We start from the raw sequence: 22205 nt of genomic DNA on the forward strand, positions 1-22205 counted from the left end.
GAGAACCGGATATGATAAAAGAGCTTACGGTTGATTTGGGAGCACGATCCTACCCGATCTATATCGGTGAAGGGATTTTGGAGAATATTGACTCGTATTTCGAAAAGCATGGAATAAGCAAACGCTCCGCGCTGCTGATCGTAACGGATGAGCATGTGGCGAAGAAGCATCTGGAGCCCGTCATCCGGAAGCTGGAACGGGCCGGGTTCAAGACGGCTTCGCACATTGTAGCTTCCGGGGAGAAATCGAAGTCGCTAGCGGTACTGGAGGAGGTGATTACCTCCTGTCTCAAAGCAGGGCTTGACCGGAATTCATCGGTGATTGCGCTGGGCGGCGGCGTGGTCGGCGATTTGGCCGGTTTTGCGGCGGCGAGCTATATGCGGGGAATCCGCTTCATCCAAATTCCGACGACGATTTTGGCGCATGACAGCAGCGTAGGCGGAAAAGTGGCGGTCAATCATCCTTTGGCGAAAAACATCATCGGCGCATTCCATCAGCCGGAAATGGTTTTGTACGATACGGCTACACTGCGTACACTGCCGGATAGGGATGTGCGTGCGGGCTTATCCGAAATGATCAAGCACGGTCTAATCTGGGATGCGGAGTTTACGTCCTGGTGCGAGGACAATGCGGAAAAGCTGATCGGTTTGGACCCGGAGGCGCTGCAATATGGTTTGTACAAGGGCTGCAGCGTGAAGGCGGCCGTCGTATCGCAGGATGAGCGCGAGAATGATCTGAGAGCGATCCTCAATCTGGGACACACGATCGGACACGCGTTGGAGGCGGTTGCAGGTTATAACGAGCTTCTGCACGGCGAGGCGATCTCGATTGGCATGGTGGGCGCGGCGAAGCTGTCCGTCCGATTGGGCAACCCGGAGCATATTTATACGACGACGAAGCGGATTTTCAAGAAATTCGGTCTGCCGGTTGCCGTGCCTGCGCATATGGATACGGATGAAATCATGAAGGCCATGATGTATGACAAGAAGTTCAAGGAAGGCAAGATGGTCTTCATCGTTCCTACGGACATCGGCAAGGTGGAGATCAATAAAAATGTATCCGCGGAATGGGTCAGAGACATCGTGGATCAGTTGAAACAGGAGGACTGACTTATGTTTGTACGGGGAATACGCGGGGCAACAACAGTAGAAAATAATGATGAGAACGAAATTTTATCGGCTACAACGGAGCTTTTGAACGAGATTATTGCGGAAAACGGAATCATTCCTGAAGAGATTGCTCACGTGTTTGTCACGGTAACTCAAGATTTAACGGCGACGTTTCCGGCAAAGGCCATCAGGCAGATGGAAGGCTGGGAGTTAGTCCCGCTCATGTGCTCGCTGGAAATTCCGGTGGAAGGCAGCCTACCCAAATGCGTCCGGCTGATGGTGACGGTCAATACGGAGAAGAGCCAGGCGGAGATCAAGCATGTATTTCAGAGGGAGGCCAAAAGGCTCCGTCCCGATTTGTCCAAATTGACAAACGCATAACAGAGGTAGTATAGTTGGTATTAACGTAAAAGGTGTAAGTATTGGTTTGAGAGCAGAGTAGAGATCAGTTGAGTTCAGTTGAGATGAGATGAGTGAGCGTTTCGCTCGAAGAGAGAATATGCGTTTTTGCGGCACGGTTTTAAAGGGGGAGCCATGGTTTCTTCGTGTTTTTTAGTGCTGCTGAAAAGCTGTTTACTTTGGGCTTGACCGATCATCGGCTGAATGACCGCCTCTACTCCATGTAGAGGCTTTTTTGTTTTTTAGAGCAGATGCAAGTCTCAGGTGAGAAGAGGAGAGATGGATATGTACACACCGGAAGTGAAGGAAGTCATCCGGCTGGCGAAGGATTATAACCTGATACCGGTCGTTCGCCATTTGATTGCGGACACGGATACGCCGATTCGCGTGTTTCAGCATTTTTATGAGGAGAATCGGGCGTTTTTGCTAGAGAGTGTTGAGGGTGGCGTCAAATGGGCGCGATACTCCTTCATCGGCACGGACCCTTTTATGATGATCCGGGCCAAGAACGGCGTGACACAGATTGAGGGCCCGGAGGGCCTGAGCACGTCGATGGAGAAGCCGGTGGACGTATTGAAGGCTTATCTCCGTGATTACAAGAGTCCGTCGCTGCCGGATCTGCCGCGCTTCACGGGAGGAGCGGTCGGATTTTTCGGATACGACCTGCTGCAGTATTATGAGAAGCTGCCGAAGCACCGGGAGGACGACCTGCAAATGAACGACATCCAGTTTATGTTCTGCGATCAGGTCATCGTCTTTGATCATTTTAAACAGCAGCTTAAAATCATCGCCAATGTTCATGTCCCCCCGCACGGCACGGATAGCGAGATTATTCAAGCTTACGAAGCGGCTTGCGCCAAAATTGATGCCACGATCGAACGTTTGAAGCGTCCTTTGCCCGCCATGTCCATGACGAATCGGGCGATACCGGACGAAGTCGATTTGGGCGAAGTGAAGTCCAACCTGACGAAGGAGCAGTTTATTTCAAATGTGAATCGGGCGAAGGAATATATTCGTGCCGGAGATATTTTTCAAGTGGTGCTTTCCCAACGGTTTGAGATTGAAACGGACGTATCTCCGCTTCATGTTTACCGCATCCTGCGGACAATGAATCCGTCTCCGTATATGTATTGTCTCAAAATGGACGACGAAGTCATTGTCGGCACTTCTCCGGAGCTTCTTGTCCGGGTCGAGGATGAGAGAGTGGAGACCCGTCCTATTGCGGGAACCCGTCCCCGCGGGCGGACGCCGGAAGAGGATCTACTGCTGGAGAAGGAGTTGCTGGCCGATGAAAAGGAGCGGGCGGAGCATTTGATGCTCGTCGACCTGGGACGCAACGATATCGGCCGCGTAGCGGAATTCGGGACAGTCAAATGCGACACGTTCATGGAAATCGAACGGTATTCTCATGTCATGCACATCGTTTCCAACGTTTCCGGCCAGTTGGCCGCCGACAAGGATTTCTACGATGCGTTCATTTCCTGCCTGCCGGCGGGCACCGTGTCGGGGGCTCCGAAACTGAGAGCGATGGAGATCATCGCGGAACTGGAAAACGAAGCGCGCGGTGCATATGCGGGAGCGATCGGATATCTTGGCTTCTCCGGCAATCTTGATACGTGCATCACGATTCGGACGATCATCTTCAAAAACGGCAAAGCTTATGCACAAGCGGGAGCGGGCATCGTATGGGATTCGATTCCGGAGAACGAGTACGAGGAAACGGTGAATAAAGCCAAACCGCTGCTGAAGTCGATCCGGACAGCCGAGGCGGCATTCGCAACCAAGTCGAGCGAATATGTGCCGATCAACCACGATTATTATCAATAAGCATAATGGGGATGACCCATCATGGGGAGGCGAGTACGTTGGACCAACAGCAATTGACTGTACAGCAAGCGATTCATAAAATTGTCGGACAATCGAACTTGACACGGGCGGAGGCGCGGGATGTCATGTCTCACATCATGGAAGGAGGGGCCACACCGACGCAGATCGGAGCCATGCTTACCGGACTTCGCATGAAAGGCGAGACGATTGAGGAAATCACCGGGTTCGCCGAGACCATGCGCGCCAAAGCCAATCGTGTACAAACGAGACGGGAGAATTTATTGGATACGTGCGGAACCGGAGGAGACGGAGCCGACACCTTTAATATCTCTACGACGGCGGCGATTGTAGCCGCGGCGGGGGGCGTCCGGGTGGCGAAGCATGGAAACCGGGCGATGTCGAGCAAAAGCGGCAGTGCGGATGTGCTCGAAGCACTCGGAGTCAACATCCAGTTAAACGAGACCCAGGCGGCTCGCTGCCTTGAGGAGGTCGGCATTTGCTTCATGTTCGCGCAGCTGTATCATCAATCGATGAAGCATGTGGCTGCATCCAGAAGAGAGCTTGGCTTCCGCACGGTGTTCAACCTGCTTGGACCGCTCACGAATCCGGCGGGTGCTGACCGGCAGGTACTGGGTGTGTTTGATCGCGGCAAGACAGAAACGATCGCTCATGTGATGCTGGCCCTGGGCGTGAAACGCTCCTTGGTGGTCGCCAGCCTGGACGGGCTTGACGAGATCAGCATTTCGGATGCGACCCAGGTGACGGAGCTGAAGGACGGCGGCATCCGTACGTTTGAAATCACTCCGGAAGAACTGGGGCTGAAGGTATACAGCCTCAAGGACGTCGTGGGCGGGGACGCAGCGGTGAATGCGGAGATCATCCGCGGCGTCTTTTCCGGCGCGCCGGGTGCCTGCAGGGATGTTGTGCTGGCCAACGCCGGCGCATGCTTCTATGTGACCGGCTTCAGCGAAACGCTGCCGGAAGGCGTGAAGCTGGCGGCTCAAGTCATCGATTCCGGCAAAGCGAAGGAAAAGCTGGAGCAGTTAGTCCAATATACGGGAGAAGTGAGCCATGTTTCTTGATCGTATTGTCATGACCAAAAAACGGGAAGTTGAACAGCTGAAAGAGAGCATCAACATAGCCGCAATGGAGAAGCGCATTGCCGGGCTTCCCGATTGCCTCGGATTTGAGCGGGCGCTGAGCTCCGGACGCAAACGTTCCATGGGGCTGATTGCGGAGGTAAAAAAAGCATCCCCGTCCAAAGGATTGATTCGCGATGATTTCGAGCCTGTCCGGCTGGCGAAGGCTTACGAGCAGGCCGGGACGGATTGCATCTCGGTTTTGACCGACGTTCAGTACTTTCAGGGCGCTAACGATTACTTAACCAGGGTACGTGAAGCCGTGCAGGTGCCTTTATTGCGTAAAGATTTTACGATCGACCCTCATCAAATCTATGAAGCGCGCTGCATCGGCGCCGATGCGATTCTGCTGATCGCCGCTATACTGACGACGAAGCAAATGAAAGAATTCCATACGATTGCCAAAGATCTCGGGATGGATGTTCTGATCGAGGTTCATGACCGGGAAGAGCTGGAGCGTGTGCTGGAGCTCAACCCGACGATGATCGGGATCAACAACCGCAATCTCAAAACCTTCGTCACCGATCTGGCAACGACGGAGGAGCTGGTAAAGCATATTCCTAAAGGGGTTACCGTCGTTAGCGAGAGCGGTATATCCAAGCCGGAGGAAATCGATTGGCTGCTTTCGGCCGGTGCCCATGCGGTGCTGGTGGGCGAGCATTTTATGCGCCAGCCGGATGTATCTGCTGCGGTTCACGGATTGCTGGGAGCTTACGCCGATGCAGAAGCGGTCAAGGAGTGAAGTATCCGATGGTCAGCGTTAAAATATGCGGGCTGCAAACAGAGGAAATGGCAAAGCAGGTTGCCGGTCTGCCCGTTGATTATATCGGCTTTGTATTCGCAAGAAGCAAACGTCAGGTCACTCCGGGCCAAGCCGCAGCGATGCTCCGCGCGATCCGGACGGCGGAGCACCGGCCGCAGGCCGTGGGTGTCTTTGTCAATCCGGGCCTGGATGAGCTGGAAGCCGTGCTCCGCGAGGCGGCGCTTGACGTTGTTCAGCTTCACGGCCAGGAGAGCCCGGAGTTTTGCCGATCCGTGAAAAAATGGTTTCCGGGCGTCAAAGTGTTTAAAGTGATGGCGATTTCCGCGGCCATGTCATCGGAGAATGCAACAGCGTCCGTCCGCGGCAGCCTGGAGCCTTATCGCGGTTTGGTAGACGGCATGCTGCTGGATACATTCGACCCGATGTACGGCGGCGGATCCGGCAAGACCTTTGCCTGGGAAACGATTCCTCCCTATCAGCAATGGTGCCGTGAAGCGGGTATTCCTCTTCTGGTGGCCGGCGGACTTCAGCATGACAATGTACGGGGGCTGATCGATCGCTACGCTCCTGACGGTGTGGATGTGTCCAGCGGCGTAGAGGTCGACGGAGTAAAAGATATCGGAAAAATTACGACTTTTGTCGAAAGGGTGAAATCGATTGTTTAACGGACCGGATGAGTATGGCCGATTCGGCAAATTCGGCGGGCGGTATGTGCCGGAAACGCTGATGAACGCATTGATCGAGCTGGAGGAAGCTTTTAAGAAGTATGCCAAAGACGAGAAATTTCAGGAAGAGCTGAATTATTGGCTTCATCGTTATTCCGGACGGCCGACCTCGCTTTATTATGCCGGGCGTCTGACGGAGCATTTGGGCGGCGCGAAGATCTACCTGAAGCGGGAGGATTTAAACCACACCGGGGCGCACAAAATCAATAATGCGCTCGGTCAGGGGCTTTTGGCCAAATGGATGGGCAAAACCAAAATTATCGCCGAAACCGGCGCTGGCCAGCATGGCGTGGCGACAGCTACGGTTGCCGCCCTGATGGGATTTGAGTGCAAGGTGTTTATGGGTGAAGAAGATATGAAGCGCCAGCAGCTGAACGTATTCCGGATGAATCTGCTTGGCACGGAAGTCGTGCCGGTCACCTCGGGCACGAGAACATTGAAGGATGCGTGCAATGAGACCCTTCGCTATTGGGTCAGCCATGTAGACGATACCTTCTATATCCTTGGTTCGGCAACAGGACCGCACCCATACCCGATGATGGTCCGCGACTTCCAGCGCATTATCGGCGATGAAACGCGCAAGCAGATTCTTGAGCGGGAAGGCCGGCTGCCGGATACGGTCATTGCTGCCGTAGGCGGCGGGAGCAATGCGATCGGCATGTTTTATCCTTTCCTGAATGACGAGAGCGTTCGGTTAATCGGCGTTGAAGCGGCAGGGCGCGGTGTGGAGACCGATAAACACGCCGCCACGATGACCAAAGGAAGCAAGGGCGTATTCCAGGGCTCCTACAGCTATCTTCTGCAGGATGAGTACGGACAAGTGCAGGAGGCTCATTCCATCTCCGCCGGCCTTGATTATCCGGGGATCGGACCGGAGCATTCGTATCTGAAGGATACCGGGCGTGCCGAATATATCCCGATTACCGACCGGGAAGCGCTCGATGCGCTGCAGCTGCTCAGCCGCAAGGAAGGCATCATACCGGCGCTGGAGAGCGCCCATGCGATAGCCGAGACGATTAAGCGGGCTCCGGCCATGGGCAAAGATCAAATTATTGTTGTCAGTCTCTCCGGGCGCGGAGATAAAGACGTCGAAGCCATCATGAGTTATTTAGGAGGAAATGCCGATGAATCGCATTGACCGGAAGTTTGCCGAACTGCGGGAGCAACAAAAACCGGCCTTTATTCCTTTCCTGACGATCGGGGATCCGGACGTGCGGACCTCGATTGATGTGATCAAGGAGCTTGAAAAAGCGGGAGCGGCTATGGTGGAATTAGGCGTACCTTACTCGGATCCTCTTGCCGACGGTCCCGTCATTCAACGTTCTTCCATGAGGGCCTTGAAAGCGAACCGCATCACCATCCTGGATTGCATCTACGCTGCCAAACAAGCGCGCAGCGAGGGGTGCGAATTGCCGTTTATATTGTTCACTTATTTCAATCCTGTACTTCAAACGGGGCTTGACCGGATTTTTTCACTTCTTCAGGAAAGCGACATCAGCGGTCTGATCATTCCGGATTTGCCTATGGAGGAGGATGAAGAGGTCCGGGCGTTAGCCAAGAAGCACGGGATTCATTTGATTCCGCTAGTAGCTCCGACCTCCAGGGAGCGGGTGCAGAAAATCGCCTCGCGGGCAAGCGGTTTTGTGTACTGTGTATCTTCGCTTGGCGTGACGGGGACGCGGACGGAGTTTCACAGCGGCGTGGATGAGTTCCTGCAAACGGTAAAAGCCTCGACGAATCTTCCCATTGCGATCGGCTTCGGTATTTCCACCCCAGAGCAGTATGCCCGATTTGCCAAGACCTGTGACGGCATTGTCGTGGGCAGCGCCTTGGTGAAAAAAGTGGAAGAAGCGCTGCCGCTGCTGACACAAGATGTAACAAAATCACAAGGCCTCTTGCAAATTAATGAATTTGTGCGAAAATTGATGGGTAACTGATTTCATATTTCTGCTCATCAATCTTATAACGAGGTGACTACCGAAGTGCAGCCTAAACAAAATATTTTACATCTTCCGGTGTATCAACCGGGAAAACCGATCAGCGAAGTCAAGCGGGAGCTGGGGCTTACTGATGTCATCAAGCTGGCCTCCAACGAGAACCCGTTCGGATGCTCTCCGAAAGCGAAAGAAGCCATTGTTTCATTGCTCGATCAAGTCAGCATATATCCGGACGGCGGAGCCGTAGACCTGACGCATGCAGTAGCTGAGCACTACGGCGTAAAGCCGAATCAAATCATATTCGGCGCCGGCTCGGACGAGGTGATTCTGATGATCGCGCGCGCTTTTTTAACGCCGAATGATGAAACGATATCCGCGTTTCCGACGTTCCCCCAGTACAAGCATAACGCGGAAATCGAAGGGGCTACCTTTATCGAAGTTCCCGTGGATGAAAACGGAAAGCACGATCTGAAGGCCATGCTCGCCAAAGTAAACGAACGTACCAAGATCGTTTGGATCTGCAACCCGAACAATCCGACGGGCACCATGTTAAGCGAACGGGAAATCGTATCCTTCATTGAATCCGTTCCAAATCATGTCATGGTCGTTCTCGACGAAGCCTATGCCGAGTACACCGTCAACGAAGAGTATCCGGACAGCATTTCGCTGCTGAATAAATACAAAAATATTGTGGTGCTGCGCACGTTCTCCAAAATATACGGATTGGCCTCCCTGCGCATCGGCTTTGGCATTGGACATCCGGATGTGGTTCGTTCGATTAACCAGGTGCGTGAGCCTTTCAATACCACGAGCTTTGCACAGAAGGCGGGGCTTGCCGCATTGCAGGATCACGAGTTTATCCGCACGTGCCGTGAGGCAAACGCCGCCGGTATCCGGCAAGTGACAGCGGAATTGGATAAGCTGGGCCTGCCGTATTTTGAGGCTCATGGGAATTTTATCATGATCGATGTGAAGCGTCCGGGTCAAGCGGTATTTCAGGGCTTGCTTCAGAGAGGCATCATTGTTCGTCATGACCCGGGCTGGGGCTATCCGACCAAGATCCGCGTAACGGTAGGCAGCGAGGAGCAAAACCGTAAATTCCTTGAGGCGCTGGAGCAAGTATTGAGCGAAGTGGCGGTTTCATGACCAAAATTGCAATATACGGCGTAGGGCTGATCGGTGGATCGCTCGCCCTGTGCTTCAAAGGAAAACCGGGGTTGACGGTCGTCGGTCATTCCGGCAATCCGAGTTCCGTAGAAAAGTATTTGAAACGTGAAGTGGTCGATTATGCTACCACTTCCTTCGAGGAAGCCGCAGAAGGCGCGGATTTTATTTTTCTGTGCGTTCCTGTAGGGAATTTGGAAGAGTACTTGACCAGGCTGTCCAAGCTTCCTCTAAAGCCGGGCTGTGTCATCACCGATGTGGGCAGCACGAAAGCGTCTGTGGCGGAATATGCGTCAAGGCTGAACCTGCAAGGCGTATCCTTTATCGGAGGCCACCCTATGGCCGGCAAGGAAAAGTCCGGGGTCGAAGCGGCAACCTCTCGGTTGTTCGAGAATGCGTTCTACGTTTTGACACCGGACAAGGATACCCCCGAAGAGGCATACGCCCGCTTGACCGACCTGCTCCAATGGACCCGGGCGCACATTGTGAAGGTGGATGCCAGGCTTCACGATGAAATCGTAGGCGCTATCAGTCATCTGCCGCATATTATTGCCGTTGCTCTCGTGAATCAGGTGGCGCGCTACAATGAATCGAACGAGCTTTATCAGAATTTGGCCGCGGGCGGTTTCCGCGACATTACCCGGATTGCTTCCAGTGATCCGATCATATGGCGGGATATTCTGATCAGCAACAAAACCGTGATGCTGAATTTGCTCAAGGATTGGAATGAAGAAGTCGGAAGATTCATCAAGCTGCTGGAGACCGGCAACGGCGAAGGGATCGAGCAGGAGTTTCATAAGGCAAACCAATTCCGCGGAGGTTTGCCGGAACGCCGCAAGGGAGTCATCCACTCCTTTTACGATATTTATGTCGATGTTCCGGATCACCCGGGCGTCATCGGTCAAATTACTATGCTGCTCGGCAGCCATCGTGTGAACTTGAGCAACATTCAGATTATCGAAAGCAGGGAAGACGTTCCAGGCGTTTTGAGATTATCGTTCCGGGAGGAATACGATATGGATAAAGCGCTGGAGCTGCTGAAAAAAGATTACACGGTTCACGTGTAATCTTTTTTTAAAAACTGGCAGGAAACGTTTTCAAAAAAACGTTGACTTTTTGTAAACGGATACATATAATAAAAGTACAGTATGGTTTCTCTCCACTCCTATCCGAATAATGGCACAATGTGCAACCGCCTGATGATTCAGGCGGTCTTTTTTTGTAATTTTCACGAGTTGGCGGACATGTTCATGTTGTAAGCTTCTCCAGCATATCTTATTTTGATAAACTAATCGTAGTATATATTGTACATCTTTATCGGGGAGACCCTATGAAGTTGTCGATAAAGAAGGAATTTTGGCCTTATACCACGAATAGTATAGCATCTAAGAGCAGCAAAGTATCATTTTCATTTTTTTTTCGAAACTACCGCAACTTTTATACTCCCCCTACAGTACAAACAAGTAGTATCGCTGGGAGTAAGCAGGAATCACAAGGAGGGTCGAATTGCATGACCGATTCCCAGTTGATCAGAGAAATCAAGGACGGCAACGTCCAGCTATATGATGAATTAATGCGCCGCTACGAACGTAAGATTTTGGCATTCATCTTTCACATGCTGAAAAGCTCGCAGATGGAATCTCTGGCGGAAGACCTTTGCAACGAAACGTTCTATAAGGCTTATAAAAGCCTTCATTCGTTTCGTGAGGTCGAGGCGACCTTCTCCACTTGGCTGTATACCATCGCGCGCAATACGGTGTTAAGCGAGCTGCGCAAACATAAAAATATAAAGGTTTCCTTGGAGCAAAGCGGATATACGCCTCAAACTTCTTTGGACACGCTCCCGGAACAAACCGTTCTGCGGAACGAGAGAGTTTCTATGGTAAGGGATGCCATAAATAATCTGCCTGAGAAGCAGCGATCCGCACTAATATTGCGTGAATACGACCAGCTTGACTACCAGGAGATTGCCAATATTCTCGGGCAGACGGTAAGCTCGGTCAAATCTTTGTTATTCAGGGCAAGGGCTAGCGTAAAGCTTCAGTTGGAACCATACTTTCTTGAACCGATATTTGAGGAGTATGAGGGGATGAATCGAAGATGAAATGCGAAGACATACATGAATGGTTCGGCGTCTATTGGGATTTGCCGGAGCACGATTTAATAAGGCAGGCGGTGGATGAACATATCAAGCATTGCAAGGCTTGTGAGGAAGAGTTCGAGATCTGGCAGGAAAGCACGCAACTGATTCGTTCTACCGCCAATGATGAGCCTGTCGTGTCATTGGAAAAGTCGGTTTCCTCCAGTGTGATGAAGCGGATATACGAGGATGAGTCTTGGCGAATTCCGGCCCACGACCGGCTGCATCCATTCTCATACAAATTCCGCCGCAACCTTACGGCGGTCATCTCCTTTTGTATTGCGCTGTTCGTCTTCACTTTTGTCTTTTCTCTATCTCATGAGATGAGCATAGATGCTGCTCCTCCTCTTGCTCAAGAGTCCAGCGTATTCGGCCGGTTGGGGGACCCGGTTGTGGTGGCGGCTAGCGGCGGGGGGGAATCGTTGAATGTCCACGCCATGCCAACGGCGGTAGCCAGTCTGAAAGGATTTAACGAGCCGTTCATGTATCGTGTCGGACCGATTCAGACGGTGAATGATTATATGTTGTTCGTCTCGTTGTTCGGTTTGACCTGTACTTTACTGATTATGAACTGGTTGACACGCACCAAAATCTAGCGGACTTCGGACTGGCACTACCGTCCCCCGAGGGCCGTTTCTTTTTTTGACTGAGCTTTTAGAAGGGATGTTGAAGACAGGATGACTGTACTTGGATTCGTAAGGCATGGAACGACAGAGTGGAATCTGTCGGGTCGTATGCAGGGTCAAATGGATACGCCTTTGGCCGAGGTCGGTCGGATACAGGCGCGCTTGTTGGCCGAAAGGCTGCAGGGAGAAGACTGGGACGCGATTATCTCGAGCGATTTGATCAGGGCACGGGAGACGGCGCAGCTGATAGCGGACATTACAGGCTCGCCTTTTATAGGGGTAGATTCGAGATTGCGCGAGAGAGCTTTCGGCCAACTGGAAGGGACGACGACGGAGGAACGCCTTTTAAGATGGGGGGAGAATTGGCGCGAGCTGGATTTGGGCCTTGAAAGTGATGAAGCGCTTCTGGCGCGTTGGCGGTCATTTCTTTTGGATATGGAGCGGGATCATCGGGGGAAACGGATTCTGATCGTCAGCCACGGGGGATATATCGCACCTGTTCTTGCTTCTTTCTTGGGTCAGCCCATAGAGGAGCATTTAAAAAATACGTCTCTGACCGTCATCGAACGTGTAGAAGAAAGCTGGCATTGCCGGCTCTTAAACTGTACCTCTCACTTGGTGAAGCTGGAGCAGGAGCAAGGTCAAAGTATTTGAAACCAACGGGTTCTTATGCAAAGCAAGATGCTGCATGGGAATCCGCTTTTTTTTGCAATTTTTTTCATATCGCGTTTAAAACCGGAACATTTTCCTATAATGGGTATTAAGAAGTTCTGGAGGGACAGACGCATGAATCTAGCCGACATGTTAAGCTATGCGGATATCCATGAGCTGAGCCGCATCGCCGTTACGTATCATTGCGAGTGCAACGGCCATTCGAAAAATGAGCTCATCCAGTCGATCTTGTGTGCGGTAGGACGGCGGGAGGTTTTCGATACTCAGGTTGAAGCCTTATCGATCGAAGACATCCGTTTTCTCAACTCGCTCTTGTTTGACCAGCGCGGGTCATTCAGCTTGGAGGAGCTGATTGCCCGGGTGCAGCAAAGCCGATTTACGAAGGATGACGAGAACACGGCTTGGAATCCGCGCGAAATGATTTCACGCTTCAAGCAAAGGGGATGGTTGTTCAGCGGATATTCCCATCAAACGCGATACTTGTTTCAATTGCCCGCCGATTTAAAAAGCAGATTCATTCTCGTACTGGCCAGGCAATTTCAGCAAAAGCTTCAAACGACCGAAGAGCCGCCCGTCTACCGGGACGAGCAAAGATTTCTGGCGGAGGACATCTGGAGCTTTCTTCATTTTCTCCGGAGTCAGGAAGTCATTCTTACTGCTGAGAATGTCATGTACAAACGCAATCTCCAGCAGATTCTGGAACGCTTGGCGGTCAGGGAAGACCCTGTGGGCAAAACCGCGTGGAGATTCGGCTACGGCAGAATGTTCCGTGAGTACCCCAATCGGTTTTCTTTTATTTACGATTACTGCTACTACAACGATTTGATTACGGAACACAACCAGGTGCTGGCACTCACAAGCAAAGGCGAAGCGAAGGTGGACGAAGGCCAAAAAGACGACCCGTTCCAAGTTTACCGTTTCTGGTTAAGGCTGTATAAAGGCCCTATTCCCAACCTTCAATCGTTGGTCCATTGGTTAAGCCGTTTAGGCAAATCATGGGTTACCTATCATTCGCTAAGAGAGGTGTTGACTCCATTGATTCGGCCTTACTACTACGATACGGCCGATTCGATCCTGGACCAGCGGATTATCCAGATGATGATGCATCTTGGACTTTTGAGGATAGGCGAGGACGAAAGGTGGGGACGCGTCGTTCAGGTCACTAAGCTGGGCAGTCACATTATTGAAGGAACGTATGTGCCCGACGAAGAAAAGATTACCATTGATGTTTGACAATTGACAATCTTTGAAGGTCTTGCTACAATCACTCCAAAAATCGAGGCTGCTGTATCGCGGCGGAGTATCCGGCCTTCACAGCGCCCTATCCAAGGAGTGTAACGGTTCATGCTGCACAGTTATAACGGTATTCTGCCCCAGATTCATCCAACGGTGTTTCTGGCGCCCGGTGTACAAATTATCGGTGATGTTATTATCGAAGAAGGGGCGAGCATCTGGTACAACACCGTGCTTCGGGGAGATTTGGCCCCCATTCGGATCGGAAAGCGAAGCAACATTCAAGACGGCTGCATCGGCCATGTGAATACCAATCAGCCCTTGATCATCGAAGATGAAGTGTCCGTAGGACACGGTGCCATCATTCACGGATGCCATGTAGGCAAAGGCACATTAATCGGGATGGGGGCGATTGTACTTAACGGCGCTTCCGTCGGTGAATATGCTTTAATAGGGGCAGGAACGCTTGTGACCGAGAACAAAATAATCCCCTCGTACACGCTTTCTCTCGGATCGCCGTCAAAAGTGGTTCGGGAGCTGCAAGAGAAGGATCTGGAGCGGATGAAGCGGACGATGGAGAGCTATTGCGTCAGAGGTTCTGAGTATCTGAGGGGCAGCCTTAAGCAGTAAGTGGTGTAAATGGATGATTATGACCCGGTTTGGAGGTAGGTTCTTATGGGCAAAATGAACGTGACAAACGACATGATGCTGAGTTTGTTTGCAGAAATGTTGCTTGACGAAGCGCTGCGTAAATACAAAGAGGAAATATTATACGAAGAAATAGATCAGGCATTGGCTAATGGTGACGAACAATCCTTTATTGCCCTAACGACCGAACTGAATACACTGAGAGACTTGGGTGAATGAATCCGGAATAAATAGAGCTAGCGCCAATGATGACATTTCTTTGAAAGACATGTGAAGATAGTTCATATGTCTTTTTTTCTGTGCTAAAGTGATACAGGGAAAGAAGGTGAAATCATTGAAATTTAGCGACATTGAGGAGCAGACATGGGACGAGCTCCGTCCGTATCTGGATACGGCGGTACTGCCGGTTACGGGATTAAACGGAGGGGAGACGCCTTGGGAGGCCACCAGGGAACTGGAATATTTACGCGATGCGCTCGACTTGATTGAGATTCCGTTCAAAGGCCGTATCGTAACGTATCCCGCCATGCATTTTGCAAGCGCCACAAGGCAGGAGTCTGGCAGCTTGCTGCTGGACCAGGTCTGTGAAGGCCTCAAGAAAACCGGCTTTCGGTTCGTTGTTATCGTAACGGCCAAGTCTGAACCCGAGTTTGGGGAAGGGTTCCTTGAAACGAAACATGCCGATTTGGTTCTGCGTTTTACGCCGGAGGAACTCAGAGTTTCCGGCAGCGAATTGAAGCGCCAAGCGGCGGAATTGATGGCAAACCTGTGGAATGGAAGTCTGACCTAATGACGCATGTATGATTCATGGAAATGTTGAGAATTCTATGTAACAGCCTGGCACATTACCCAACATCGCCAGTTGTGACAATTTCGTTACATGTAGCTTCGACACTTCAGATTACACCTAGGAATAAGCAGACTCCATTCTTGACGCCCATTGAGGTGTAGGCTATTATTAGTAATGTCCTAGTGTATGGTGTAAAGTTATGTCGAACGACTGATATATGTTGCAAAAAGGGGGTAGAACGAGAATGAACGATCACACGAATCAAGAGACGCAGCATCACGGCGATAAACCAGTCAAACGTCGTGAAATGTCCAGACGCCAGTTTCTTTCTTACACCCTCGGTGGAGCAGGAGCATTCATGGGCGCAGGGATGCTGGTTCCGATGGTTCGCTTTGCAGTGGATCCGGTTCTTCAGCCTAAGTCGCAAGCTGAATGGGTAAAGGTTGTGGAAGAGTCCAAAGTTACGAACGAGCCGAAATCCTTCAAGTTCCAAGTGCATCAAGTGGACGGCTGGTACGAAAGCAGTCCTGAACTCGAAGCATGGATTGCAAAAGGTCCGGACGGCAAAATCTTTGCCCTGAACCCGACATGCAAGCACTTGGGCTGTACGGTAAACTGGAATGGCAGTCCGCAATTCCAGAACCAGTATTATTGTCCTTGTCACGGTGCGCATTACACAATTGACGGAAAAGCATTAGCCGTAGCGCCACTGCCGCTCGACGAATATGAAGTGAAGATCGAGAACGGTTTTGTGTATGTTGGTCAGCTCGGACCTAATAAACGGGTGTAATAAGGAGGCGTAGCATCAGATGTTTAAAGCGGTTTATAACTGGATCGATGAACGCCTGGATATCACGCCGATGTGGAGAGACGTAGCGGACCACGAGGTGCCGGAGCACGTTAACCCGGCTCATCACTTCTCCGCTTTTGTATACTGTTTCGGCGGCTTGACGTTCTTTATCACAGTTATACAAATTCTGTCGGGCATGTTCCTGACCATGTATTATGTGCCGGATATCATCAACGCTTATGCAAGCGTAGACTATCTGCAGCATAAGGTGGCTTTTGGCGTGATAGTACGCGGGATGCACCATTGGGGCGCCAGTCTCGTTATTGTCATGATGTTCCTACATACGCTTCGCGTGTTCTTTACTGGATCCTATAAGGCTCCCCGGGAAATGAACTGGGTTGTCGGGATGCTGATATTCTTTGTCATGCTGGGTCTTGGTTTGACGGGATATTTGCTGCCTTGGGACAATAAAGCTTACTTCGCAACAAGCGTTACGCTTAAAATTGTTGAATCCGCACCGTATATCGGTCCATATTTAAAAACCCTCCTGCAAGGCGGGGAAATCGTAGGGGCGCAAACGTTAACGAGATTCTTTGCATTGCACGTGTTCTTCCTTCCGGGCGCATTATTGGCTCTGCTTGCAGGACACTTCTTCATGATTCGCAAGCAAGGTATTTCCGGGCCGCTATAAGATTTCCGTAAAATTTGCAGCTTACGGTTTTCTACCAAGAAAACGAGAAGGAGGAGCGTTCTGTGGCTCATGGTCATAAATCGGACGAGAAAATCGTTTACGTTGGGGATTCACGCGTTCGAGTAAAATCGACGAAATTGACTCCGCAAGATTTTTCTGCTTACCCTGGAAAATCGGAAGTATTTGTTCCGAACTTCCTTTTGAAAGAATGGATGGTCGGCGTTGTCGTGCTGGTCGGTATTTTGGCTCTGACCGTGTCTCATGCGGCTCCGCTCGGCTATCCTGCTGATCCGACGAATACACAGTTCATTCCGATGCCGGACTGGTACTTCCTGTTCATGTATCAGCTTCTCAAATACCCGTATACTTCGGAAAATTTCGTGGTGCTGGGTACCGTTGGTGTTCCGGGTATCGCGTTCGGTGCTTTGCTGTTGGCTCCGTTTCTGGATACGGGCAAGGAAAGACGCTTTTACAAGCGGCCGATCGCATCCGCTTTAATGTTTTTGAGCTTGATCGCTTGCACCTATTTGACGGTCGTGTCCTGGAGCCACTATCAGGCAGAGCTCAAGGAGAAAAATATTATTCCGGAGCATATCAAACGTGAAGAAGAAATGCACGCCAACAAAGGCACATCAGGCGGCGCAGGCGGGGGCGGAGCGAAGCCGCCCGCACAGCAAGCCGCTGCAATTGTAGCTCCTGATGATCCGGCAGCGCAAATTTATGCGAAGTCGACTTGCCTTTCCTGTCATGGCGGGGACTTGAAGGGAATGCCTTCGGCCAAAATCCCGGCGCTTCGCGGAGTGGGAGACCTTCACTCCAAGGATGAGATTTTGGGAATTATCCATAACGGTATTGGTCAGATGCCTGGACAATATGATGCCAACATTGGCAAAGGTCTGACACCGGCCGAAATCGAACAGCTTGCGGATTGGCTCTCCAGACAGAAAAAACAATAACAAGATAAAACCTGACCGCTAATGCGGTCAGGTTTTTTTAGAAAGAAGAGGAGGAGTCATTGTTGTCAATCAGGGGCTGGACTTACTTTTTCTCACGCGAGTTTCTGGGCAGCCGGCAGATGCTGTGGACCTTGTTTTGGGTGAACTTCCTTGGTACGATTTACGGATACATATGGTATGGCAATCAATTAAAGTTCACCGCAGAAAACATGTCTCCGCTTTATCTTCCCTTTGTCCCGGACAGCCCTACGGCCAGTTTGTTTTTCACTTGGTTTCTGCTGATTTTGCTGCTGAGAAGAGCGAACGATAAAGATACCGGACGGAAGCCGTCTGGCGGATTACGAAGTTTTGTAGAGGCTTTTGCCGTTATTACTTCATTTAAATACGGGATATGGGCAGTAGCCATGATCATGGCAGGAGCGTACCAAGGGGACCGGCTGGTTTGGCAGGATTGGATGCTGACGTTTTCACATCTGGGGATGGCGATGGAAGTATTGCTGTACTACCGTTTTTACCGTTTCCGATGGATGGCGGTTCTTTTCGCAGCCTGCTGGGTGCTTCTGAACGACATCATGGATTACGCCGTCGGTATTTATCCATGGCTCCCGGAGGTGCTGGAGGATGATCTGACTCCGATCGCCTCTTTTACGATGTTGTTAAGCTGGGCCAGCATTGCCGTGGCTTTGCTTCTCTGGAGATGGAGGGTACGGAAGGAACGGAAGGAGACCGGTACAAAATCGGTCTAAATGTGGACATCCTCCCATACGATGTTTTTAGGAGGGGATGTACCAATGTTCGGAGCTTACAACGTGAAGCGGCTCGGTCTGATCATAACGGCGCTGCTCGTTGCTGCTTTGCTCGGCGGCTGCAGCGGGAATGACAAGGACAAAAATGAGGCGGAGGCGCCAAAGCCTTCCCAGGAGCAGCTTCAGAAGGCCGATCTGTTGAACCGTACTGCCGATGATATGTATCAAAAACTGCTGCAGGGAGAGGTAGAGGATAGCCGAATCGTATTGCAGCAGCTGACAGACCAAATATCTCAAATTCGTTATGAGGGATTGACTTCGGCTGAAGGAATGACCGCTCTGACCCAAACCGTTACCGATGCACAGCGCATTTTTGGTTTGGCCAAGGTTCAGCCTGAAGATCGGCAAATCGCCGCGGCAAAGGTTCGGCTGGCGGCCGATGCGCTAACACACCCCACCCAGCCGTTATGGCTTCAATATTACGACCGTCTTCAGGATGACGTTACCGGTGTGGAACAAGCGGCTAAAAGCCAAAGACAGTCGGATTTGCAATCGGCTTCCTCCCGGTTAGAGCATAATTACAGCATTGTGCAGCCCAGCCTGGTTATTGGACGGATGCCCTCCGATGTGGAGAAAATGGATTCGCTTGTCGCGTTCGTCCGGTCACAGTCCCTGCTTCAGGGCGAACCGTTCGATGACGTGCTCAATGCCGTCCCTGCCATGCGGCAAATGCTGGACAAACTGTTTATGAGACAGGCAACAACAGCCTATCTGCCTTATCCGGAGCCGCAGAATCCGATTCTGTGGACGCTGACGTTCGGGTTGATCATTTTGAGTTCACTTGCTTTTGCCGGGTGGCGGCTCTCCAAAAAGAACGACGGTCTTGTGCCGGTTCGCCGCAGCAATGACGATACGCGTTAGTTCAATATGGACTTATTTAGGCTTGAAGCCTTCTCCAACGACATCGTGTACCTCCGTTATGATAATGAATGCGAGAGGATCGATGGAACGGACAAGGTCTTTAAGCCTTTTCATTTCACTGCGGGCCACTACACAGTAAACAATATGCTTCTGCTGTTTGGAATAAGCGCCCACAGCCGGTAATAATGTGGCTCCCCGATCGAGTGATTCCGTAATGGCGGCGGCGACAGCTTCCGACTGGTGGGTAATAATGGTGAAAGCCCTGGCGGCATATGCTCCTTCAATCAGAATGTCGATCATCTTGGAAGCGATGAAAACAACAACAATCGTATACAGGATTTTCTCTTTCGGCAGGAAAAAGAGAGAGGAACCAATCACGATAACGTCCATCGTCAGGATAATCTGCCCTATACGCCAACCTTTCAGTTTATGGATGACCCGGGCCAAAATATCGGTCCCCCCGGTTGTTCCTCCAAAACGGAAGACGATGCCCAGGCCCAATCCCAGTGTAAATCCGGCATAAGCGGTGACCAGAAAGTAATCGTGCTCCGTCCGAAAGGGCACAAGCCAACCGCTGCCGATCAGCCGTTCCATGATCCAGAGAAAAAACGACAAAGAAAGTGTACCTATGATGGTGTATGCCATGGAGGATTTTCCTAATATACGCCAGCCCAAATAAAACAGCGGAACATTCATGCAGAGCGTGGTCAGGGATGGCGGAAAACTGAAAATGTAGTTCAAGAGCAGCGCAAAGCCGGTCAGCCCTCCCTCCATCAGTTCATTCGGAATGACAAAATAATGAAGCCCGAAAGCATATACGGCCGTCCCGATCCAAATCGGGATGATGTTTTTGGCATGGGTGGAAGCTTCAGAAAACCGCATGATTCAACTCCATTCGTTTCAGATGAACATGAAATTCGGTATAATATAACGGTTCCCTTCTTTTTCAAAAAAAATTTGTCATGACGGCGTGTTTTGCGTTAACATGATGATAATGCGCTCTTATGGATAGAGAATGATTTAATGAAGGCAGGTGAACGTTAGGATCATGTCCGATAAATCGTTAAAGGACCTCCAGCAGGAGGTGCATGAATACATATCCCAATTTAAAGAAGGGTATTTCAGTCCCTTGGCCATGATGGCCCGAATGTCGGAAGAGGTTGGGGAGCTGGCCCGGGAAGTGAATCACCGATTCGGGGAGAAGCCGAAAAAAGCTACGGAAGAAGAGAACTCCATCGAGCTCGAACTGGGCGACATTTTGTTTATCACGATTTGCTTTGCCAACTCCCTGGGGATTGACCTTGCCGAGGCACATGACAAAATCATGCATAAGTTTCGCACGCGTGACGCCGATCGGTGGACTCGAGTGGACACTTAACTTCATCTTTGTCATATAGTGTACCATCACCTTATATGCTGCAGACCTCGTCCAGGAGGGAACATGCTTCGGACGGTTTGGAGAGGAGATGGTCATTATGGACGGGGAGAACGCCATAAAAAAAGCATATGAATCGATATTACAGCACGACTTCGAAAGGGCGATTGCATGGTTTGAACGCGCGATTGCCCTGGACCCGCATTGTGCGGCGTATCATTATAAGCTGTCCATCACATTTGCCCGCAGCAATAAGCTCGATAAAGCGATTGGTCATGCGGCGCAGGCCGTTCGGCTTGAGCCGGAGGATGAGCATTATTCGTTTCACCTGCAGCATCTTCAGGCCAGGAAATTGATATTGCATGCTGAAAGGCTGTTCGAGGAGCAGGATGAACGCTTGTGGTTGGCCGTCGCGCTGCTTCAACAGGCTGTGGAGCTTGATCCCCTGGCCATTGAGGCATTCCTTCTGCTGGGTATTGCGTATTATCGCCTTGAGGAATACAGTTCGGCGGTGAAAGCGGTCAAAGAACTTTTGAAGCTGGACCCTCAGCACGCTATAGGCAAAAGACTGCTTAAAGATTATGATTTAAAATGGAAACAATATATGAACAAAGGATGAACTCCAAATCGCAGGAAGAAAGGAACGAAACAACGAAATGACTCGAATTAAAGTGGCTGTGGCCGGTGCAAGCGGCCGTATGGGACGTGAAGTCGTAAAGATGGTGCTTGGCGATCCCGAACTGGAATTAGTGGCGGCGGTTGCACGCTCTACGACAAATATGGATGCAGGAAGACTTGTTGGTCTGGAGCCATGCGGCGTTCAGGTTACGAATGATTTGGAGCTGGCGCTCGTCGAATCAAAGCCGGATGTGCTGGTCGATTTCACGACTCCCCAATCGGCTGTTGTGAACACAAGGCTGGCCATCAAGCACAAAGTTCGCCCTGTAATGGGAACGACGGGCTTTACTCCTGAAGATATAGAGGAGCTGGACAAGCAGTGCAAAGCGGAAGGCATTGGCGGGCTCATCGCGCCTAATTTCTCGATCGGTGCCATTTTGATGATGAAATTTGCCGCTCAAGCAGCGAAATATATGCCTCATGTAGAAATTATCGAGTACCATGGGGATCAGAAGCTGGATGCTCCGTCGGGTACCTCGGTAAAAACCGCTGAATTGATCTCCGAAGTGCGCGAGGAGCTCCGCCAAGGGAATCCGAAAGAGGAAGAGACGATTGAAGGCGCGCGCGGCGGTTATTACCAAGGCTTCCGAATTCACAGCGTTCGGCTTCCGGGCATTTTTGCCCAGCAGGAAGTCATTTTTGGCGCCTTCGGTCAAACGCTGAAAATCCGCCATGATTCATACGACCGCGCGGGCTACATGCCCGGGGTGAACGTTGCCGTCAAAAAAGTGATGGAGTATGCGGGCATGGTGTACGGATTTGAGCATTTTATCGATTAATGAATAATGAGGAGGACATGGATCAGGCCGCAAGGTCCGTTCGAGTGTCCTTGTTTGTAGGGAAGCGGCAGAGCAGAAGAGGAGCTGGATGACATGC

General features: G+C 51.1%; 26 protein-coding genes. 25 read left to right on the forward strand and 1 reads right to left on the reverse strand.

Translation table 11 applies throughout. The annotated features are described in order from the left end of the window. The first annotated feature begins 11 nt into the window (after positions 1-11). The 22 genes from aroB (at position 12) to BLT35_RS01065 (ending at position 19276) form a co-directional block, all read left to right on the forward strand. The gene (aroB, locus tag BLT35_RS00960; protein ID WP_054818287.1) at positions 12-1109 is read left to right on the forward strand and encodes a 3-dehydroquinate synthase; all 1098 of its coding nucleotides are present in this window, start codon (positions 12-14) and stop codon (positions 1107-1109) included. 3 nt (positions 1110-1112) lie between these two features. Continuing rightward, positions 1113-1490 (forward strand): chorismate mutase, encoded by a 378-nt coding sequence (gene aroH / locus BLT35_RS00965; RefSeq protein WP_062408854.1) that lies wholly within the window; start codon positions 1113-1115, stop codon positions 1488-1490. Positions 1491-1793: 303 nt separating this feature from the next. Further along, positions 1794-3335, forward strand: coding sequence for an anthranilate synthase component I (gene trpE / locus BLT35_RS00970; RefSeq protein WP_054818288.1), 1542 nt, complete (start codon positions 1794-1796; stop codon positions 3333-3335). An 11-nt stretch (positions 3336-3346) separates the two neighbouring features. Beyond that, positions 3347-4417, forward strand: a complete 1071-nt coding sequence (gene trpD, locus BLT35_RS00975; protein ID WP_375162513.1) for an anthranilate phosphoribosyltransferase — start codon at positions 3347-3349, stop codon at positions 4415-4417. Continuing rightward, the gene (trpC, locus tag BLT35_RS00980; protein WP_054818290.1) at positions 4407-5216 is read left to right on the forward strand and encodes an indole-3-glycerol phosphate synthase TrpC; all 810 of its coding nucleotides are present in this window, start codon (positions 4407-4409) and stop codon (positions 5214-5216) included. Before trpD ends, trpC begins: the two co-directional genes overlap by 11 nt. Before the next feature lie 8 nt (positions 5217-5224). Beyond that, positions 5225-5902 (forward strand): phosphoribosylanthranilate isomerase, encoded by a 678-nt coding sequence (locus BLT35_RS00985; protein ID WP_074726812.1) that lies wholly within the window; start codon positions 5225-5227, stop codon positions 5900-5902. After that, complete coding sequence (trpB, locus tag BLT35_RS00990; protein ID WP_062408851.1) at positions 5895-7100, forward strand: tryptophan synthase subunit beta; 1206 nt, start codon at positions 5895-5897, stop codon at positions 7098-7100. Before BLT35_RS00985 ends, trpB begins: the two co-directional genes overlap by 8 nt. After that, positions 7087-7899, forward strand: a complete 813-nt coding sequence (trpA, locus tag BLT35_RS00995) for a tryptophan synthase subunit alpha (RefSeq protein WP_074726813.1) — start codon at positions 7087-7089, stop codon at positions 7897-7899. Before trpB ends, trpA begins: the two co-directional genes overlap by 14 nt. 45 nt (positions 7900-7944) lie before the next feature. After that, the gene (gene hisC, locus BLT35_RS01000; RefSeq protein WP_054818291.1) at positions 7945-9045 is read left to right on the forward strand and encodes a histidinol-phosphate transaminase; all 1101 of its coding nucleotides are present in this window, start codon (positions 7945-7947) and stop codon (positions 9043-9045) included. After that, positions 9042-10130 (forward strand): prephenate dehydrogenase, encoded by a 1089-nt coding sequence (locus BLT35_RS01005; RefSeq protein ID WP_074726814.1) that lies wholly within the window; start codon positions 9042-9044, stop codon positions 10128-10130. Before hisC ends, BLT35_RS01005 begins: the two co-directional genes overlap by 4 nt. A 443-nt stretch (positions 10131-10573) precedes the next feature. Then, entirely contained in the window at positions 10574-11167 is a 594-nt protein-coding gene (locus tag BLT35_RS01010) for an RNA polymerase sigma factor (protein WP_062408848.1), read from the forward strand. Beyond that, positions 11164-11799, forward strand: coding sequence for a zf-HC2 domain-containing protein (locus BLT35_RS01015; protein WP_062408847.1), 636 nt, complete (start codon positions 11164-11166; stop codon positions 11797-11799). The genes BLT35_RS01010 and BLT35_RS01015 overlap by 4 nt, the downstream gene beginning before the upstream one ends. 81 nt (positions 11800-11880) lie before the next feature. Next, the gene (locus BLT35_RS01020; protein ID WP_074726815.1) at positions 11881-12483 is read left to right on the forward strand and encodes a histidine phosphatase family protein; all 603 of its coding nucleotides are present in this window, start codon (positions 11881-11883) and stop codon (positions 12481-12483) included. A 132-nt stretch (positions 12484-12615) separates the two neighbouring features. Beyond that, on the forward strand, positions 12616-13734 hold the full coding sequence (locus tag BLT35_RS01025; protein WP_062408845.1) for a hypothetical protein: 1119 nt from the start codon (positions 12616-12618) through the stop codon (positions 13732-13734). A gap of 111 nt (positions 13735-13845) precedes the next feature. Then, a complete protein-coding gene (locus BLT35_RS01030; RefSeq protein WP_054818293.1) occupies positions 13846-14364 on the forward strand; it encodes a gamma carbonic anhydrase family protein in 519 nt (172 codons plus the stop codon). A gap of 45 nt (positions 14365-14409) precedes the next feature. Next, the gene (locus BLT35_RS01035) at positions 14410-14601 is read left to right on the forward strand and encodes an IDEAL domain-containing protein (RefSeq protein ID WP_054818294.1); all 192 of its coding nucleotides are present in this window, start codon (positions 14410-14412) and stop codon (positions 14599-14601) included. Positions 14602-14716: 115 nt separating this feature from the next. Beyond that, positions 14717-15172: a DUF2487 family protein gene (locus BLT35_RS01040; RefSeq protein ID WP_054818295.1), complete on the forward strand. Its 456-nt coding sequence runs from the start codon at positions 14717-14719 to the stop codon at positions 15170-15172. A gap of 244 nt (positions 15173-15416) precedes the next feature. Then, entirely contained in the window at positions 15417-15962 is a 546-nt protein-coding gene (locus BLT35_RS01045; RefSeq protein ID WP_054818296.1) for a Rieske (2Fe-2S) protein, read from the forward strand. Between the two features lie 19 nt (positions 15963-15981). Then, positions 15982-16653 (forward strand): menaquinol-cytochrome c reductase cytochrome b subunit, encoded by a 672-nt coding sequence (gene qcrB / locus BLT35_RS01050; RefSeq protein ID WP_054818297.1) that lies wholly within the window; start codon positions 15982-15984, stop codon positions 16651-16653. Between the two features lie 62 nt (positions 16654-16715). Beyond that, complete coding sequence (locus BLT35_RS01055; protein ID WP_062408844.1) at positions 16716-17609, forward strand: c-type cytochrome; 894 nt, start codon at positions 16716-16718, stop codon at positions 17607-17609. Positions 17610-17671: 62 nt separating this feature from the next. Then, on the forward strand, positions 17672-18355 hold the full coding sequence (locus BLT35_RS01060) for a DUF1405 domain-containing protein (protein WP_074726816.1): 684 nt from the start codon (positions 17672-17674) through the stop codon (positions 18353-18355). Positions 18356-18400: 45 nt separating this feature from the next. Continuing rightward, the gene (locus tag BLT35_RS01065) at positions 18401-19276 is read left to right on the forward strand and encodes a sporulation protein YpjB (protein ID WP_074726817.1); all 876 of its coding nucleotides are present in this window, start codon (positions 18401-18403) and stop codon (positions 19274-19276) included. Positions 19277-19288: 12 nt separating this feature from the next. On the opposite strand, the gene BLT35_RS01070 is transcribed toward BLT35_RS01065, so the two are convergent. Then, complete coding sequence (locus BLT35_RS01070) at positions 19289-20158, reverse strand: YitT family protein (RefSeq protein WP_062408842.1); 870 nt, start codon at positions 20156-20158, stop codon at positions 19289-19291. A 166-nt stretch (positions 20159-20324) separates the two neighbouring features. Here BLT35_RS01070 and BLT35_RS01075 point away from each other — a divergent pair, with 166 nt between their 5' ends. The 3 genes from BLT35_RS01075 (at position 20325) to dapB (ending at position 22108) form a co-directional block, all read left to right on the forward strand. Beyond that, positions 20325-20654, forward strand: a complete 330-nt coding sequence (locus tag BLT35_RS01075) for a nucleotide pyrophosphohydrolase (RefSeq protein WP_054818300.1) — start codon at positions 20325-20327, stop codon at positions 20652-20654. Between the two features lie 97 nt (positions 20655-20751). Then, on the forward strand, positions 20752-21270 hold the full coding sequence (locus BLT35_RS01080) for a tetratricopeptide repeat protein (protein ID WP_062408841.1): 519 nt from the start codon (positions 20752-20754) through the stop codon (positions 21268-21270). Between the two features lie 37 nt (positions 21271-21307). Continuing rightward, positions 21308-22108, forward strand: coding sequence for a 4-hydroxy-tetrahydrodipicolinate reductase (gene dapB, locus BLT35_RS01085; protein WP_054818302.1), 801 nt, complete (start codon positions 21308-21310; stop codon positions 22106-22108). The last annotated feature ends 97 nt before the right edge of the window (positions 22109-22205 follow it).

Source organism: Paenibacillus naphthalenovorans (assembly GCF_900099895.1).
GTDB classification, from domain to species: domain Bacteria; phylum Bacillota; class Bacilli; order Paenibacillales; family NBRC-103111; genus Paenibacillus_G; species Paenibacillus_G naphthalenovorans.

What these genes read in the sequence shown, in the direction of transcription:
- BLT35_RS01080 (WP_062408841.1), top strand. Translation starts at nt 20,752, where the DNA reads ATGGACGGGGAGAACGCCATAAAAAAAGCATATGAATCGATATTACAG.
- BLT35_RS01030 (WP_054818293.1), top strand. Translation starts at nt 13,846, where the DNA reads ATGCTGCACAGTTATAACGGTATTCTGCCCCAGATTCATCCAACGGTG.
- BLT35_RS01045 (WP_054818296.1), top strand. Translation starts at nt 15,417, where the DNA reads ATGAACGATCACACGAATCAAGAGACGCAGCATCACGGCGATAAACCA.
- BLT35_RS01065 (WP_074726817.1), top strand. Translation starts at nt 18,401, where the DNA reads ATGTTCGGAGCTTACAACGTGAAGCGGCTCGGTCTGATCATAACGGCG.
- trpE (WP_054818288.1), top strand. Translation starts at nt 1,794, where the DNA reads ATGTACACACCGGAAGTGAAGGAAGTCATCCGGCTGGCGAAGGATTAT.
- qcrB (WP_054818297.1), top strand. Translation starts at nt 15,982, where the DNA reads ATGTTTAAAGCGGTTTATAACTGGATCGATGAACGCCTGGATATCACG.
- BLT35_RS01075 (WP_054818300.1), top strand. Translation starts at nt 20,325, where the DNA reads ATGTCCGATAAATCGTTAAAGGACCTCCAGCAGGAGGTGCATGAATAC.
- BLT35_RS01020 (WP_074726815.1), top strand. Translation starts at nt 11,881, where the DNA reads ATGACTGTACTTGGATTCGTAAGGCATGGAACGACAGAGTGGAATCTG.
- BLT35_RS01035 (WP_054818294.1), top strand. Translation starts at nt 14,410, where the DNA reads ATGGGCAAAATGAACGTGACAAACGACATGATGCTGAGTTTGTTTGCA.
- aroB (WP_054818287.1), top strand. Translation starts at nt 12, where the DNA reads ATGATAAAAGAGCTTACGGTTGATTTGGGAGCACGATCCTACCCGATC.
- dapB (WP_054818302.1), top strand. Translation starts at nt 21,308, where the DNA reads ATGACTCGAATTAAAGTGGCTGTGGCCGGTGCAAGCGGCCGTATGGGA.
- BLT35_RS01010 (WP_062408848.1), top strand. Translation starts at nt 10,574, where the DNA reads ATGACCGATTCCCAGTTGATCAGAGAAATCAAGGACGGCAACGTCCAG.
- BLT35_RS01070 (WP_062408842.1), bottom strand. Translation starts at nt 20,158, where the DNA reads ATGCGGTTTTCTGAAGCTTCCACCCATGCCAAAAACATCATCCCGATT.
- BLT35_RS01005 (WP_074726814.1), top strand. Translation starts at nt 9,042, where the DNA reads ATGACCAAAATTGCAATATACGGCGTAGGGCTGATCGGTGGATCGCTC.
- BLT35_RS00985 (WP_074726812.1), top strand. Translation starts at nt 5,225, where the DNA reads ATGGTCAGCGTTAAAATATGCGGGCTGCAAACAGAGGAAATGGCAAAG.
- BLT35_RS01025 (WP_062408845.1), top strand. Translation starts at nt 12,616, where the DNA reads ATGAATCTAGCCGACATGTTAAGCTATGCGGATATCCATGAGCTGAGC.
- BLT35_RS01015 (WP_062408847.1), top strand. Translation starts at nt 11,164, where the DNA reads ATGAAATGCGAAGACATACATGAATGGTTCGGCGTCTATTGGGATTTG.
- trpC (WP_054818290.1), top strand. Translation starts at nt 4,407, where the DNA reads ATGTTTCTTGATCGTATTGTCATGACCAAAAAACGGGAAGTTGAACAG.
- trpD (WP_375162513.1), top strand. Translation starts at nt 3,347, where the DNA reads ATGACCCATCATGGGGAGGCGAGTACGTTGGACCAACAGCAATTGACT.
- aroH (WP_062408854.1), top strand. Translation starts at nt 1,113, where the DNA reads ATGTTTGTACGGGGAATACGCGGGGCAACAACAGTAGAAAATAATGAT.
- trpA (WP_074726813.1), top strand. Translation starts at nt 7,087, where the DNA reads ATGAATCGCATTGACCGGAAGTTTGCCGAACTGCGGGAGCAACAAAAA.